Origin of the sequence: Clostridium manihotivorum (assembly GCF_004015185.1) — a bacterium.
Lineage (GTDB): Bacteria > Bacillota > Clostridia > Clostridiales > Clostridiaceae > Clostridium_AR > Clostridium_AR manihotivorum.
Genome location: NZ_CP025746.1, coordinates 2,959,204 through 2,973,648 on the forward strand (window position 1 = coordinate 2,959,204; position 14,445 = coordinate 2,973,648).

General features: G+C 30.0%; 19 protein-coding genes. 12 read left to right on the forward strand and 7 right to left on the reverse strand.

Features of this window, described 5'->3' with window-relative positions; genetic code table 11:
- Positions 1–165: 165 nt before the first annotated feature.
- Positions 166–351 carry a DUF1737 domain-containing protein gene (locus tag C1I91_RS13385; protein WP_128213337.1) on the forward strand — a complete coding sequence of 62 codons (186 nt, stop codon included), beginning with the start codon at positions 166–168 and terminating at the stop codon, positions 349–351.
- 92 nt (positions 352–443) lie between these two features.
- Entirely contained in the window at positions 444–914 is a 471-nt protein-coding gene (locus C1I91_RS13390; RefSeq protein WP_128213338.1) for an NUDIX domain-containing protein, read from the forward strand.
- Here the strand turns inward: C1I91_RS13390 and C1I91_RS13395 are convergent.
- The gene (locus C1I91_RS13395) at positions 911–1,255 is read right to left on the reverse strand and encodes a hypothetical protein (protein ID WP_128213339.1); all 345 of its coding nucleotides are present in this window, start codon (positions 1,253–1,255) and stop codon (positions 911–913) included. The genes C1I91_RS13390 and C1I91_RS13395 overlap by 4 nt on opposite strands.
- Positions 1,256–1,480: 225 nt before the next feature.
- On the opposite strand from C1I91_RS13395, the gene C1I91_RS13400 reads away from it, so the two are divergent.
- From C1I91_RS13400 to rfbD, 4 genes are all read left to right on the forward strand, one after another.
- Entirely contained in the window at positions 1,481–1,747 is a 267-nt protein-coding gene (locus C1I91_RS13400; protein WP_128213340.1) for a hypothetical protein, read from the forward strand.
- Between the two features lie 16 nt (positions 1,748–1,763).
- Positions 1,764–2,060 carry a hypothetical protein gene (locus tag C1I91_RS13405; protein WP_128213341.1) on the forward strand — a complete coding sequence of 99 codons (297 nt, stop codon included), beginning with the start codon at positions 1,764–1,766 and terminating at the stop codon, positions 2,058–2,060.
- A 76-nt stretch (positions 2,061–2,136) separates the two neighbouring features.
- Positions 2,137–2,664 (forward strand): NUDIX hydrolase, encoded by a 528-nt coding sequence (locus C1I91_RS13410; protein WP_238475998.1) that lies wholly within the window; start codon positions 2,137–2,139, stop codon positions 2,662–2,664.
- Positions 2,665–2,720: 56 nt separating this feature from the next.
- A complete protein-coding gene (gene rfbD, locus C1I91_RS13415; protein WP_128213342.1) occupies positions 2,721–3,599 on the forward strand; it encodes a dTDP-4-dehydrorhamnose reductase in 879 nt (292 codons plus the stop codon).
- 254 nt (positions 3,600–3,853) lie between these two features.
- Here rfbD and C1I91_RS13420 read toward each other — a convergent pair whose 3' ends face one another.
- From C1I91_RS13420 to C1I91_RS13445, 6 genes are all read right to left on the reverse strand, one after another.
- Positions 3,854–4,483, reverse strand: coding sequence for a hypothetical protein (locus C1I91_RS13420; RefSeq protein WP_128213343.1), 630 nt, complete (start codon positions 4,481–4,483; stop codon positions 3,854–3,856).
- Positions 4,437–5,600 carry an ABC transporter permease gene (locus tag C1I91_RS13425; RefSeq protein WP_128213344.1) on the reverse strand — a complete coding sequence of 388 codons (1,164 nt, stop codon included), beginning with the start codon at positions 5,598–5,600 and terminating at the stop codon, positions 4,437–4,439. The genes C1I91_RS13420 and C1I91_RS13425 overlap by 47 nt, the downstream gene beginning before the upstream one ends.
- A gap of 4 nt (positions 5,601–5,604) precedes the next feature.
- Positions 5,605–6,468, reverse strand: coding sequence for an ABC transporter ATP-binding protein (locus C1I91_RS13430; RefSeq protein ID WP_128213345.1), 864 nt, complete (start codon positions 6,466–6,468; stop codon positions 5,605–5,607).
- A complete protein-coding gene (locus C1I91_RS13435) occupies positions 6,440–6,766 on the reverse strand; it encodes a hypothetical protein (RefSeq protein ID WP_128213346.1) in 327 nt (108 codons plus the stop codon). The genes C1I91_RS13430 and C1I91_RS13435 overlap by 29 nt, the downstream gene beginning before the upstream one ends.
- 2 nt (positions 6,767–6,768) lie before the next feature.
- Positions 6,769–7,296 carry an RNA polymerase sigma factor gene (locus C1I91_RS13440; RefSeq protein WP_128213347.1) on the reverse strand — a complete coding sequence of 176 codons (528 nt, stop codon included), beginning with the start codon at positions 7,294–7,296 and terminating at the stop codon, positions 6,769–6,771.
- Between the two features lie 483 nt (positions 7,297–7,779).
- A complete protein-coding gene (locus tag C1I91_RS13445; RefSeq protein ID WP_128213348.1) occupies positions 7,780–8,379 on the reverse strand; it encodes a sigma-70 family RNA polymerase sigma factor in 600 nt (199 codons plus the stop codon).
- A 284-nt stretch (positions 8,380–8,663) separates the two neighbouring features.
- Between C1I91_RS13445 and C1I91_RS13450 the strand changes: the two genes are divergently transcribed.
- From C1I91_RS13450 to C1I91_RS13470, 6 genes are all read left to right on the forward strand, one after another.
- A complete protein-coding gene (locus C1I91_RS13450; RefSeq protein ID WP_128213349.1) occupies positions 8,664–9,065 on the forward strand; it encodes a hypothetical protein in 402 nt (133 codons plus the stop codon).
- A 14-nt stretch (positions 9,066–9,079) separates the two neighbouring features.
- Positions 9,080–9,634, forward strand: coding sequence for a DUF2087 domain-containing protein (locus tag C1I91_RS13455; protein WP_128213350.1), 555 nt, complete (start codon positions 9,080–9,082; stop codon positions 9,632–9,634).
- 23 nt (positions 9,635–9,657) lie between these two features.
- Positions 9,658–10,650 (forward strand): aminopeptidase, encoded by a 993-nt coding sequence (locus tag C1I91_RS13460; protein ID WP_164880532.1) that lies wholly within the window; start codon positions 9,658–9,660, stop codon positions 10,648–10,650.
- Positions 10,651–10,796: 146 nt separating this feature from the next.
- Positions 10,797–11,474, forward strand: a complete 678-nt coding sequence (locus tag C1I91_RS13465; RefSeq protein ID WP_128213352.1) for a hypothetical protein — start codon at positions 10,797–10,799, stop codon at positions 11,472–11,474.
- Between the two features lie 169 nt (positions 11,475–11,643).
- Complete coding sequence (locus tag C1I91_RS29405; RefSeq protein ID WP_275051661.1) at positions 11,644–11,769, forward strand: hypothetical protein; 126 nt, start codon at positions 11,644–11,646, stop codon at positions 11,767–11,769.
- Between the two features lie 277 nt (positions 11,770–12,046).
- Positions 12,047–14,125, forward strand: coding sequence for a sensor histidine kinase (locus C1I91_RS13470; RefSeq protein WP_164880533.1), 2,079 nt, complete (start codon positions 12,047–12,049; stop codon positions 14,123–14,125).
- The last annotated feature ends 320 nt before the right edge of the window (positions 14,126–14,445 follow it).

Below are 14,445 nucleotides of genomic sequence, written 5' to 3' on the forward strand. Positions count from 1 at the left end.
TTCTTTTCCTACAGCAATTTTTTCCTATATACCTTTTTTATTTTAATTTATTATTTAAGAAAATAGTATGTTTAGATTCAAAATCTACTATTTATATTTGTATTAATTTTAAAGGAAATATAGTATATAATTATATAAAAGGTAGCAATTATGGAGGGGATTTTAATGGAAAATAAACTTAGATATAGACTTATTACTGGCAAAGATGATTCGAATTTTTGTAGAAGGATTACCGAATTACTCAATGAGGGATATAAGTTGTACGGCTCACCTTCTTGTACTTTTAATGGTACTGATGTCATAGTAGCACAAGCGGTGATTTTAGAGGAGAATAACGAAGAGCAAGCATAGACATGAATTTATATTAAGATAGTAGTTTATAAGATTTAATTTATATTGTTAGTTGAAGTTTGAACCGCATAATATAGAAAGAGGTTAATTATATGAAGAATGAAGATATTGAGATGGAAAAGAAGGTATTTGGAGAGAAAATTGCTGGAATACAATATAAGGATAGAATTGGTGTATATGGTATAGCTTTGAATAAAGAAGGCAAAGTTGGTACGATAAAAAAGATAGATAAATACTTCCTTCCTGGTGGAGGTTTGGAGATGAATGAAGATTATGAGCAGTGCCTTAAGAGAGAATTGCTTGAAGAAACCGGTTATGAGGTAGATATAAAAGGTTATATTGGAGAAGCTATTCTTTATCATCAAACTAGAACAAAAAAATATCTTAGAGGAATAGGTCATTTCTATATAATAGATTTGCTGAATTTAACTAATAAGAAAATTGAAGAAGATCATGAATTAGTTTGGCTAGATCCAGAAGAGTGTATAAAATTGCTTCTATTAGAGTATCATGGTTGGGCTGTAAGACAGGCTTTAACCATAATAAGCAGAGGGATTTTTTAAAAAGTTCCCTCTGCAAATTCTAGTTGTATTGAAGGTTTACCACCATGTATTACATTGTTGTAAAACGGAAATCTATGAGTTTCTATTCCTTTCAAGGTCCCATCTTTTTCTATACCGTTGATGCTCTGCTTACTATATTGATTCCAAGATATTATTTGGTAACCTAAACCATAATAAACTGTAGTACCGCCGTCCTTATAGATATCTTTCTTAAGTATAAACACAGGGTTATTTCCCTTCTGTATTTCTGATTTATCGATGAAAAAAGAAATTTCATTTATAGCTATTAAGAAGCATATGAAAGATAAAATAAATATTGAGATTTTTTTTAGTTTCACCATAGCGTCACCCCTAATCTTATTTTTTAAATCCTTCTTAGTAGAAATTTATATTTGATGTTAAAAGTTATAACTTATGTCACGTTAAATAAATTACAACGTATACATTATATTTTTTATTATAAATGCTTTTCAAGGAAAGATGATTACAATAATATTAAAAGTGTTGTAATAATAAGTTATTAAAGTATATTAATGTTATAATAATATGTATGGGGATGGGAAGAAATGAATAAAGATACAAGAAATAAAGAAGATATTAAACTTAATGGATACTTTAGGATAAACCTAGGCGTTGTAATTATTCTAGCAAGTCCTTTATTAGGAGTTTTATTGGAGTATATTATAAACTTAGTTGTGGGTGAATTAGTTTCTAATGATATAGCAAATATAGTATTGCTAGCTACCTCAATTTTATCAGTGTTAACAGTAGGAATTTTGGAAGTTGTGATAGGAATTGTTGAAAAATTGAAACATGATATTAATAAAAAATGATAAAGTGAGTTAAAACATGTTTAAAAATATAATTAGTTTAATAATAATAGGTCTTGGTTTATTTATTATATTTATCTCTCTTAACCATAATAATTTTAAGATTTATAGATCTAATAAGGATGAGGATAAAGACGCTAAATATATTTATATGCAAACTATTTCAGATATATTCTCAGGAATGTTGTTTATAATACTAGGCTTATTATCTCTATTTGACATATTAGATGGTGAAAAAGTAGGCTTTATAAGTACTGTATTAGTCTTGATAAACAGGATTTCTGAAATGATAATTAGTAATAAATATGCTAAGTGATTTTGGCTTTTGGGATTTACTAAAAAGCACTAATGAAGATAGTGTTGTTGAATATTAATAGTAGTCAAGCTTAAACATGAAAGGAAGAAAGTCAATGATTTTTGATTTTGAATTAGGTCTTAGTAAAATAGAAGTAGAAAAGTTTAAGATAATCCAAAGAGAAGCCATACGAGCTGTTGTAATGGATAAGCAGAAAATTTTATTAGTTAACAATAATAAAGGTGATTATAAATTTCCTGGAGGTGGAGCTAATAAAGGAGAGAGCCATGAGGAAACATTAATTAGAGAAGTATTGGAAGAAACTGGTTATGAAATCTCATATGTTAAAGATAAAATTGGAGTTATTACAGAAAGAAATTATGATATATATGATAAAAGTTGTATTTTTCAAATGACATCATATTATTATCTTTGTGAAACAGAGGATAAAAAGCTGGGGCAGAGGCTGGATGCATATGAAGCGGAACTAGACTTTAGACCAGAATTTGTTGATATCAACTATGCTATAGCAACAAATGAAGAGCTTTTGGAAAAGAGTTTGGATATAAATCCATGGGTGCCAAGAGAAACTAAGGTTTTAAAAGAAATAAGAGACAAGCTTTGAAATTTAGCGCTGGAAAATAAAAGATTGATTTTACAGTATTAAAGGAGAAGAAAATAATGAAAATATTAGTTACTGGAGCTGGTGGACAAGTAGGCTCAGAATTATTAAAAGTATTAGAGAAAGGAGAGACGGAACTAGGGAGTATACCTTCTGAACTTAAAAAAGCGGAGGTGTTTGGCTTCAGTTCCAGAGAGTTAGACATAAGAAATATTAATCAGGTAATAGATAAAGTAGCGTCAATAAATCCAGATGTTGTTATAAACGCTGCAGCCTTTACAAATGTTGATGGTGCAGAGGATAATTTTGATCAAGCTTTTGAAGTCAATGCTTTAGGTCCAAGAAATTTAGCCATGGCCTGTGAGAGGATTTCTGCTAAGTTAGTACATATATCCACTGACTATGTTTTCAGCGGGGAAGGAAGTAGACCCTTTAAGGAGTACGATACCGCTTTACCAAAGAGTGAATATGGTAAAAGTAAAAAATTGGGTGATGATTTTGTAAAAGAAATATGTACTAAGTATTTCATAATAAGGCCCGCTTGGGTGTATGGGTATAATGGCAAAAATTTTGTATATACAATACTGAATTTAGCTAAGAATAACGATGAAATAAAAGTAGTAAAAGACCAAAGAGGTAACCCAACCAATGTGCAGGATATAATACACCATATTTTAAAGCTTGTAGTTACTGAAGAGTATGGAATCTATAATTGTGCAGGCCATGGTGAATGTTCTTGGTATGATTTTGCTTGTAAGATAGTGGAGTTTAGTAAAATTAATTGTAAGGTTATACCATGTACATCTGAGGAATATAAGAGTAAAGTGAAAAGACCAACTTATTCGGCTCTTGATAACTGTAATCTTAGAATTACTGTAGGGGATGAAATGAGGCATTATGTAACGGCTCTAAAGGTATTTATTAATAATATCATTTAGAATAAGCAGAGTTAGCATTTTAAAATAAAGTTTAAATTAAAAAACTCTCCTATCAGAGAAGACAGGAGAGCTTTTCTAATAGATTTCGGATTGAAGTACCAGATATTTAAATAAGTGTATAAGGCTTATATACTTATGTGAGTTAAAGAATAAATAAAGCACCTAGCTAGTAAATTCAAGCGATTAGAGAATTAAGCGAATCATATGCTGAACAACTTAATTTCAATATAGTATTCTAACATAGCCCAATAATTTTAACTTTTCCTTAGAATCAGCATTATGTTAATACAGATCAATATTAAAAGTAGTGCTAGAAGGTGGAATTTTTCAGTGTAACTATTTTTTAGCAAGCTAAATAGATAAAAGTTCTTTGTATATTGGCCTTTTGTAGAGAACTCAAAGGCGTAGTAACTAAAAGGAAGTAGATAACCTGCAGCAATACTGTGGGTTAATAGTGCTGCTGTAAGTCCGATTAAGCCCAGTGTTAAGCAGGTTACTAGTATAGAAAAAGTGAACTTTAATTGAGGAAAGTCAGCACCTTGTATCTTAGCTATGGTGGTTGCAAAAATTATTAAAAGTAGATTAAATAAAACAACAAAAATTAAACGTGTTGAAAAAGCGTAAATATAGGGGATTCTTTTGGTAGAGGTGACCTCACCAATATTGTCTACTTCATCTAAGCTACTTAGATAGGGAAACAGTATAATACCGGTAATAGATATAAAAAGTTCGCTGATTTTAGCCATACTAAAAGCATCTATTAACTTAAAGCTAAAGATAAAAGGTAGAAATAAAACGAAGACTAAAGCTACAGCAACATTTAGATTCAAACTTACCTTAATGTTGTATTTTACGAAGCTTAAAGAGCTTTTTAAGACTTCCATCATTTGCACCTCTTTTCATAGAATGTACCCATATATTAGCAACAACGATTACTAAGGATAATATTAAGTAGAAAATTCTATTTGTTTCTATGGCTTTAGCATAGGATACATAGTCATCATAATAACCAAGTGAATTAAATCTAATTATTGGTTTTAATAGAGTGTAATCTCCACTTAAAGGTAATAAGGAATTAATCCATATTACAAATTGTATTATTATAGCAACAACTCCGTTGTTAAAAATAGCAGAAAGCAGCATGCCTAGCGCATTACTAAAGAATACAGTAGGTAGTATCCAAGTAACAGTATATTTATAATAGGATAAATAATCTATAGGATAATTGTTTAAAACTGACATTCTAATAGTTAAAAAGGTTGAATAGGAGGCAAGTAAAAGGTAGCCTAAGGAGACACATAAACATATAGCAATATATTTTGATAAAATATATGTGGCAGAGGAAACTGAACGGCTGTATATTACCTCGTAAGTTTTTGTTCTTTTGTCTTTAGTCAATATAAAAGCAGATAAAAACACTGTGAATAGTCCTGCAGTTATGCCCATATAATCTGAGAAAAGTCTAGCAGAAGCATTAGATAATTTGTCTATATTCACTGTCTTATTGTAGGCGTTTAGAGCTTCTTCGTAGGTCATAGGCCTTTTTGATAACATACTTCTATGGTCATCGCCAAAATCTGTAGAACCACCTAATTGTTTATCTAGAGTCCTAACAATATTTAAATATTCCTCATAAGAAACGGCTATATTAAGCTTGCCATCCTGTTCTCCATAAGGTGATATAGCTTTTATTGCCTTATTAATATTTTCTTTATCTGTTTCGGAAAGAACAACCATCTTATTAATAAATTTACCATATCTTAAAACAGTTCCTACACTGAGATTTAGATTTAGTTGCTTATATACTGCTTTAATTTCATCTTCTTTATTTGTAGTAGGGGCACTTCCATAATAACTTTGCCCAGGTATGGGTTTTTTAAAGTCTGTTAGTGATGGCAAAAATTGAGATACATAGAATAGGGTGATAATTGCTAGGAAAAGATAAAAAGTTATGCTCTTTAGTTGGTACTTAATTTCTTTAATAACTAATGTTATAAGCATATAATCACACCTCCTTTACAAGCTTCATATAGGCATCTTCTACAGAAGGCTTAAGGCAGATTGAGTTTTCAGTAGGCTTGCAATCTGATAAGATTCTCACCTTTATGTTTTCGCCTTCAGATACTGTAGAGATAATAGTATGCTTCTTTCTTATGGTTTCCAATTCATTGCGATCTACTGTTGTACTCCAAATACTCCCTTCTGCTTTTTTAAGTAAATCGCTGACTTTTCCTTGATACAATACTGATCCGTCTTTTAATATTGCCAAGTTTTCGCAGGTAAACTCAATATCTTCAACTATATGAGTAGAGAGAATAACAATTCTATCTATGGCAAAATCACATAAAAGATTCCTAAAACGTATTCTTTCTTCAGGATCTAGTCCTGCTGTAGGTTCATCAACGATTAAGATCTTTGGATCATGAAGTAGTGCTTGTGCTATTCCAAGCCTACGCTTCATGCCACCAGAAAGAGCTTTAAATTTTACTTTCATGTGTTTATCTAGATTTACACATTTAAGAAGCTCACTTATCCTTGAGTGTCTAAACTTTCGGTCCTTTATTCCAGAAAGTATAGCTAAGTAGTCCATAGCTTCATATACACTCATCGATGGATATATAGAGAAGTCCTGAGGAAGATATCCAACAAGAGAACGAATCTTTGACTTTTCTGTAATATCAATATCATTAACAGTAATAGAACCATCACTTTTTTTAATCAAAGTAGTAAGAATTCTCATAAGAGTAGTTTTCCCAGCACCATTTGGACCTAGAAGTCCAAACATACCTTGATGTATTTCTAAAACTATGTTATTTAGGGCATGCTTTGAACCATATTTTTTAGATAAATTTTTTATCTCTATTCTCATTTATAATCCTCCTTAAATTGCTAGAGGTTTGCAGGTATTCATAAAATATACTTGCACTTAATAAGTATATTCCAGTTAGTATTAGCGAAAATAGTGCAAGTTTTGTTAAAATTAGTAAAGGTATAAAAATAAAAAGCATTGGAATAGAAATAATTAGAACTAACCTAACTGTTTCCTTAAACTGAAGTTTTCTATTTTCTTTTATTAGCTCTTGTTCTTTTTTCTCAAATTCAAGAACGCGAACCTTCCTCCAAACACCATTTATAAAATCCTTATCAATCTTATTAAATTCCTCCATAGCTATACCTCACCTTCTAGCAGCAATTTTAATTTCTTTCGAGCTCTATAGATTAAGATTTTTATTTGACCTAAATTCTTATCCATAATTTTAGCAGCTTCTTCATAGCTAAAACCTTCGTATTCAATTAAGTAAAGTATTCTTTGATAATCTTCTTTTAATAGATTGATCTTTCCTTTAACTAAGTTTGTTGTTTCCCTTGAAATTATTTCTTCCTCCACATTGAAGGAGGATAGAGAATTGATATCTTCGTTTAGTGGTAAAGGTACTTTCTTCCTTAAAAGATCAATACTTTTATTTTTAATTATGGTAAACAAATAAGTCTTAAAGGAATAGTTTTCTTTATAGTTATCTATATTTACGTAAATATATGCAAAGCTATCTTGAGCAATATCTTCTGCAATGAAAAAATCTCTGGTGTACTTAAATGCAAAAGCTATAGCATTTGCTCGATATTTTTTTATCAGTAATTCAAAGCTTTCATCATTGCCGGCTTTAAAGCTTTGAATCAGGTCTATATCCTCTTGCATTTTTCTCCCCCTTATTTTTTATTACATTAATTATTCGAAGATAATTGGAAAAAGTTACACCTAATTATAACTTAATTTATGTATACGGTTATAAGAGTAATTTCATCAAGCTTTATTACAAATCCTTTATTTATGGAAAGACATATTAGTAATTAGTTAAATTACAAGAAAAATATATAAAAAATAGATATCAATAAAAAGCTGTATGCATAATGAGACAATAATTAGGTTCAGAAAAGTTATGTTCTATAAGCTAGTATAAAACTAATGGAAATAAGCATAATATAAAAATGCAGAGGGAGTATCCCTACATTTGATTTACACAAATCTAGGGATACTCCCTTGTCATAAAATTAGAGCTTATTTCGATACTAGGCAAAAATAAATTCCCTAAAGTAATCGTAGCTTCAGGGAATTTATATTATCATATTATATATTAGAGGATCCTACTATAAAGAGACTTTACAGTTTTAGAGATACAGCTTAGTTAAGTAAGTTCTTAGAATGTGAACTGTTGTTATAAAGCGCATTAATTTTAAGCTTGCCTAATACTCTTTCCTTCATTCCCATTACCTTATAATAAGAAATACATTTCAAATCAGCATATTGCTTAAAAGTGTAATCCTTAAAATATATATAGATAACTAAATCCCGTTCTTCTTTAGATAAGTTTTTTAATGCCTTGTCTACATTAAGTAATAGGAGCTTATCACATATAAGGTCCTCGATATTTAAATCATCAAAAATCTCTAATTTGTCTATCTTTTCATCAATATCTACATATTCTATACCTTCCTTTGGCTTCTTACTTAAAGAATTTCTAATAAGAAGATTAACTGAATTTCTTATAGCTATTGTGGCATAAGAAACGAATCTATGTTTTCTCATGTCGTACAATTTTACGCACTTAAAAAGTGTTGAGTAGCACTCGTTTTTGATATCTTCAAAGTCATAACAGTTGATATATGTTCTTTTAGCTAGGTTAATTATATAAGGAGTAAATTCATCGACTAAGGCTTCTTTTGCCTCAGCATTTTCCTCCTTACATAAAAGCACTAATCTTTCTATAGTATTATAATCCATAAAATCACCTCTCAATAAGGATATACGAAGTAAGCTTAGAAATTTGGCTAATTTACACAAATCTTAATAAGTTTGTAAGAATTGCAGTTTATGAACTGCTAAGCCATTTCTATTGTAAGTTAAAATATAAAGTTTTTTATTGGATGACTAACTGGTTAATTTTTATTAAAGCATTTAACATAAATTACATTTTAATTCTATGAGTATCAAAATAGATTTGACTATTTCGTTTTGGTTGTTATAATATTACATATAAGGATATTAGTTTCTTGGGAGGTGATATTATGAAGATTGAGATTTTAATTGAGGATTTTACAAAAGAACTAAAAGAAAATCAACAAGCTATAAAGAAGACCATAGAAAAATTAGATACTTCAGAAGCAAAGGACGAAGCTATACATGAAAAAGTTAGACTAAATATTTATGAGATATTTGAGACGGTGTTCAACGCAAGTGTTAAAAAGGTGTATGGATTGCAGTTCAGTGATGATGAAGCTCTATATGAAAGGTTATCAGAAATCTATTTAAATTTTTTTACTAGGATTCCGGCAAGTTGGAGGATAAATTATGAGAAGGCTAAAGCAAATGAAGATGTTTATAATTTATTTCTTGAAGAATTAAAAATAGATACAGCAGAAAGAATAAGAGACACATTTACAAAGTTTTATACAAGGCAAACAGTTTAAGGGAGAAGAGCTTTATGGATAAATTTGATTCAATAAGGTTATTTAAATGCCTTTCAGATAAATCTAGGCTACTTATAATAAATAATTTAATTAAAGAGCCTATGTATGTTGAGCTTCTTGCTGAGAGGCTGGCACTAGCTCCTTCAACGGTTTCCTTCCATCTAAAAAAGCTAGAAGATGCAGGCCTAGTCACTTCAAAGAAAGAGCAGTATTATGTGATGTATTCTATTAATTACGAAGTACTAAATCTATCATTGAAAGATTTAATTGAAACAGACATTTCAGATAAGACCTTAGAAAAACAGAGAGAAGAGGAATATAGAAAAAAGGTTATTGAAAGTTTTTTTCAATATGGCACCTTAAAATCTATTCCAGTGCAGCAAAAGAAAAGAAGAATAATATTAGAAGAACTGCTAAAAAACTTTGGAGAGGGAAGAGAATATACAGAGAAAGAGGTAAATATAATTATTGCTGACTTTAATGAGGATTTCTGTACTATAAGAAGAGCCTTAGTATCTGAAAATCTCTTAGAGAGACATAATGGTATTTATAGGGTTGTTAAGAAATAATAAAAATTATGGGTGGAAGTTATATGTTTGATGATAATTTAGTAGAAAAGCTTGTAAAAGCAATTAAGATAAGTAAAGGAGATAAGGTTTTGCTTCAATTATGGGGAGAAGATGACTACAAAGAACTTCTTCATAAATTTAGTACTGCAGTAAAAAACAATGGAGCAATACCAATTGAGTATCAGCATTCAAGGATTCATTATAAAAATTTATTCGCAGAAGCAGAGGAAAAAGAAATAAATAAAGAAAGTTTTCAGTGCTTTAAGGAGGTAGATGTTGTAGTTGACCTATGTGCTTGTGCACCAGTAAGACCACATGACGAATTCCCAAAAGAAAAATTGGATTTGTATAGATCTTATATGAAAAGATTATTTGAGGTTTTAGCTACAAAGGAAAAGTTTGTACAGTTAAGGATTCCTACCTCTGAAAATGCCTTGGAAAGTGCATTGAATGAGGAAGAATATAAAGTTAGGATGGTAAAAGCTTATGATATAGATTACGATAAATTGTATATAAAGGCTAAGTCTTTAGTAGGTGATCTAGAGAAGAATACTGCAACAACAATAATAACTGGAGATAATGAAAAGCTTAGTTTATCTTTGAAAGATAGAGCTTGGTATATAGATGCTGGTGATGGCGACTTGCCTTGTGGTGAGGTATATATAGCACCTGTTGAAAATTCTGCTGAGGGATCAATTCTAATAGATCAGGTATTTTTAGATGATGTGAAAATTGAAGGATTAAGGTTAGAATTTAAAGAAGGTAAAATTGTAAATTCCAATTCAGATATATTTAATGAATTCTTAGAAACTCTTCCTCCCAGTTCAGATATTTTGTGTGAATTTGGTATAGGATTAAATGAGAATGTCACAGAAATCATAGGGTATACTCCTTTAGATGAAAAAGCTAGTGGAACATATCATATAGCAATTGGAGCAAACTCAATGTTTGGAGGAAAAAACAATTGTAATTTTCATATGGATTTTGTTTTTTACGGTAAGGTTGAGTTTGAATAAATAAATTTTCAGGATAAGGACTTGGCTTAGTTTACCTCAGTCACATATTTTTCACACATTATTTTGATATTTTACAAACAACTTAAAAGTATACTTGATTATGGAGTCTAAAATTTAGATAAAATATGTGAAGAGGAGTTGATAGTATGTCAACAATAAGTGGAGTTTCTAATAGCTGGTATATAAGAAATACTACACAAGTTTCAAGCTCAAATCAACAAACATCAAAGGTTCGTCGTAATGATTATGAGGATCAAGACGTTTATCAATCTAATCCTAATTTAATACAAGCAACTCAAAATTCTGGTTTTACTGACCCGCTAAGCAGCTTAGTTACTAATGGAACTATTACTGAAGATCAAGAAACTGCTATTAAAGATGCTTTCTCAACGATGAGACAATCAAATATAGCAGGTACATATGGCAGTAAGCCAACAAATCCAATAACGTCACTTATAAGTAGTGGTGTAATAACTAAAGATCAGGCTGATTCAATTAAGTCTGCCTTTAAAGATGCAGCAAAAGCGCATCATCATAAAAGATCAGAAAGAGCTCCACAAATTGATAATCAGTTAAGTAGTTTAGTTTCAAGTGGAACGATTTCTTCTGATCAAGAAAGTGCTGTAAAAACTGCTCTTAAAACTGCAATGGAGAAAAGCGCAAGTTCTGATGCATCAGGATTTGTTGATCCATTAGATACTTTAGTTACAAGTGGCACAATAACTGAAGCTCAAAAGAATGCAATTAAAAATGTAATAATGCCTCCAAAGAATGATGAAACTTCAGTTTCATTAAATAGTGAGGTACAAACTCAAGAAGCTTAAAAATATTTTTAAATAATATCTATTAAACAATAGTGCTAGTAATAAAGCTTTTTTAAAGGAACTCAACAAAGGGTTCCTTTTTTTTGTTTAACTCAACTATAACAATCAACCTTTCGGTTGATTACAAGCATTAGGCCTAGAGACTAATATAGATATTGAGGTGATGATAATGAAAAAAATATTAGAAATAAAAGAGCTTAAGAAATATTATAAAGAAAACAAAGCCATAGATGGCTTAAGCTTTGATCTATATGAAGTAGAAAAATACTATTTTACATATTTAGGGAATTGGTAAGCGTTATATTTAAAACTACTATAGGAATATATAAAAAACAATATTATACTTTAAGAAAAAAAGGATTTTAAAAAGAAATACATAATAAGTGATAATATATTGGGAATTTCAAGCAATAAATGTCGAGCAATATCCGTGGAAGTGTATTGTAAAAAGATGTATATTTAAAGTGTTGAAAATAAAAAATGTGTTATATCTAGGTAAATTATGATGTTTAGATGTACTATTACAATGAAAAAATGAAGTGGGTTACCTATATATGAATGGAGGCATAATCTTGGAGCATAATATTATTGACAATGATTTATATCTTAAACAATTGATGGAGAGCGAAACCTCTGCTGTATGTGTATTTACTTTTCCAGATTTAAAATTAATAAGATGCAATAATACATATGTTGTAGGCTGGGGAGGGGAGAATGCTCATACTACTGACTTGATTGGTAAATATATATATGAATTCCATGCGGATTGGAGCGGTAGTGAAGGTGAAAAAGTATTAAAAGAAGCAATTGAAACTGGAAAGACTGCTCAAGATAAAGAATTCAAATATTATCATTACATAAAGGGTGAGTGTTATTGGAATTCATTCATAACTCCTATAAAGATTGAAGAGGAGGTTAAATATATATTTTGTAATTTTATTGATGTAACTGAAGCAGTGCTGTATAGAAAGACTATAGAGATGCAAAATGAAATCATAAGAGCTCAAAAGAACCAACTAGAGGCTATTACGGATAACATGACAGACGCACTTATTATAGTGAATCCAGATGGATATTTTAGTTACTTAAATAGAAGAACATCTGATTATTTTTATGATATAGATAACTTTAGAAAGTTGGGAGATAGTCTAAAGCACACTGACTATTATTATGAAAACGGTACAAAACTTCATATTGATGAGCTTCCTACTGCAAGAGTTTTAAGAGGTGAGAGCATTGATAACATCATACTTAAAGTTGTTAGACCAGATAAAACTGCATATTACAGCTATTGTGGAACACCGATTTATGAAGAAGGAAAGTTAGCCTATGCATTAGTATCACTAAGGGATGTAAGTGAGAGGTACGAGCAAGATAGAAAAGTAAGGATGCACAAAGAGTTTTTAGAGATTATTTTGGATAACATAACCGATCCGTTTATAGTATATGATGAGAACTGCAATATTTCACTGTTAAATAAGGCAGCATTGAGGTTATATCCGCGTATAAAGCATAAAGGCTGCATCTTTGGTAAGAATTCAGATGTTGAATTTTTGGATTTTAATAATGAACCAATAAAGCTAGAGGATTTACCTACCCAGAGAGCAGCAAAGGGAGAATGTGTAAGAAGCAGGCAACTTATAATAAAAGATTCTATTTCATTGAAGTACGTGGAAATTAATGCAATTCCCATTTTAGATAAATACAATAACGTTATAGCTATAGTATCAAATCATAGAGATATTACAGATATGATAGAGTATCATCAAAAGATTAAGAACCATGATGAAGAAAGAATAAGATATGAAAAAGAGAAAAATGAAGCTTTGGAAGCTTCTATGAAGCTTAAGGATGAATTCTTGTACTTAATTACTCATGAGTTTAAGACCCCTATTACAGTTATATATAGTGCATTGCAAGCAATTGAGTTTATCTGCAAGGATGAATTTAGTTCTCGAGTTGCTAAGTATCTAAAATGCATAAAGCAAAATACTAATAGGCAGTTGAGGTTAGTAAATAATCTTTTAGATATAACCAAAATAAGCTCCGGAAACATAAAAATAGATAAGAGGAATTTAGATATTGTATACGTCACTAAAGCTATAATAAAGTCTGTAGAACTATACGCAAAGCAAAAAAATATTAATATTTTCTTTAAATCAACTATTCAATATAAAGAGATTGGATTGGACGAAGAAAAATATGAAAGAATTATATTAAACTTATTAGCAAATGCCTTAAAGTTTACTTCAAATGATAAGGATATCATGGTGCGGATATATACTAAAAGAGCTTCTGGTAGTAGCTGGGTATGTGTAGAAGTTAAAGATCAAGGCATAGGAATACCTAAAAGTAGGCAGGAAATTATCTTTGAGAAGTTTGGACAAGCTGATACCACACTATCTCGTCAAGCAGAAGGAACCGGGCTAGGGCTCCATTTAGTTAAACTGCTAGTGGAGGCCTTAGAGGGAAATATTCTTCTAGATAGCCAGGAGGGTATTGGAAGTACATTTACTGTAATGTTTCCAAATAGGAAGATTAGTAAAAAGCGTAAGTCTGAAGGAGATGTCCTTACCAACACTAATTTTATGGAAAATGATAATAGATTAATTCAAGGAATGGAGATTGAGTTTTCAGATATATACTTTTAAAGCAAAATTACTTGCTATACAAATTTTTTTGAATGGTTATATCTTCATATTGTCTCAACTTCAAATAATAATTTGGACATGCCAGACAATTCTAAGAAGATATGATTTCGAAACATGAGTATATTAAGTTTCGGTAATAGAATCCTATAAAATAGTTAAGAATTTAAAGCTAGAACTTTAAATAATCTTATGATTATAAATTTAAAAGAATATAAGAAGAAAAGAATATAACAAGTTAAGAATATAAGAATTTATAGTAATAATGCCAGTTCTAAAGAATATTGGCAAAAAATATATAGAAAAATCCCCCTTTCTAAATT

Coding starts and splice junctions, on each gene's coding strand:
- C1I91_RS13385 (WP_128213337.1), top strand. CDS start 166: ATGGAAAATAAACTTAGATATAGACTTATTACTGGCAAAGATGATTCG.
- C1I91_RS13450 (WP_128213349.1), top strand. CDS start 8,664: ATGAAGATTGAGATTTTAATTGAGGATTTTACAAAAGAACTAAAAGAA.
- C1I91_RS13410 (WP_238475998.1), top strand. CDS start 2,137: ATGAAAGGAAGAAAGTCAATGATTTTTGATTTTGAATTAGGTCTTAGT.
- C1I91_RS13395 (WP_128213339.1), bottom strand. CDS start 1,255: ATGGTGAAACTAAAAAAAATCTCAATATTTATTTTATCTTTCATATGC.
- rfbD (WP_128213342.1), top strand. CDS start 2,721: ATGAAAATATTAGTTACTGGAGCTGGTGGACAAGTAGGCTCAGAATTA.
- C1I91_RS13465 (WP_128213352.1), top strand. CDS start 10,797: ATGTCAACAATAAGTGGAGTTTCTAATAGCTGGTATATAAGAAATACT.
- C1I91_RS13440 (WP_128213347.1), bottom strand. CDS start 7,296: ATGCAAGAGGATATAGACCTGATTCAAAGCTTTAAAGCCGGCAATGAT.
- C1I91_RS13425 (WP_128213344.1), bottom strand. CDS start 5,600: ATGCTTATAACATTAGTTATTAAAGAAATTAAGTACCAACTAAAGAGC.
- C1I91_RS13430 (WP_128213345.1), bottom strand. CDS start 6,468: ATGAGAATAGAGATAAAAAATTTATCTAAAAAATATGGTTCAAAGCAT.
- C1I91_RS13460 (WP_164880532.1), top strand. CDS start 9,658: ATGTTTGATGATAATTTAGTAGAAAAGCTTGTAAAAGCAATTAAGATA.
- C1I91_RS13405 (WP_128213341.1), top strand. CDS start 1,764: ATGTTTAAAAATATAATTAGTTTAATAATAATAGGTCTTGGTTTATTT.
- C1I91_RS13445 (WP_128213348.1), bottom strand. CDS start 8,379: ATGGATTATAATACTATAGAAAGATTAGTGCTTTTATGTAAGGAGGAA.
- C1I91_RS29405 (WP_275051661.1), top strand. CDS start 11,644: ATGAAAAAAATATTAGAAATAAAAGAGCTTAAGAAATATTATAAAGAA.
- C1I91_RS13455 (WP_128213350.1), top strand. CDS start 9,080: ATGGATAAATTTGATTCAATAAGGTTATTTAAATGCCTTTCAGATAAA.
- C1I91_RS13435 (WP_128213346.1), bottom strand. CDS start 6,766: ATGGAGGAATTTAATAAGATTGATAAGGATTTTATAAATGGTGTTTGG.
- C1I91_RS13400 (WP_128213340.1), top strand. CDS start 1,481: ATGAATAAAGATACAAGAAATAAAGAAGATATTAAACTTAATGGATAC.
- C1I91_RS13420 (WP_128213343.1), bottom strand. CDS start 4,483: ATGGAAGTCTTAAAAAGCTCTTTAAGCTTCGTAAAATACAACATTAAG.
- C1I91_RS13390 (WP_128213338.1), top strand. CDS start 444: ATGAAGAATGAAGATATTGAGATGGAAAAGAAGGTATTTGGAGAGAAA.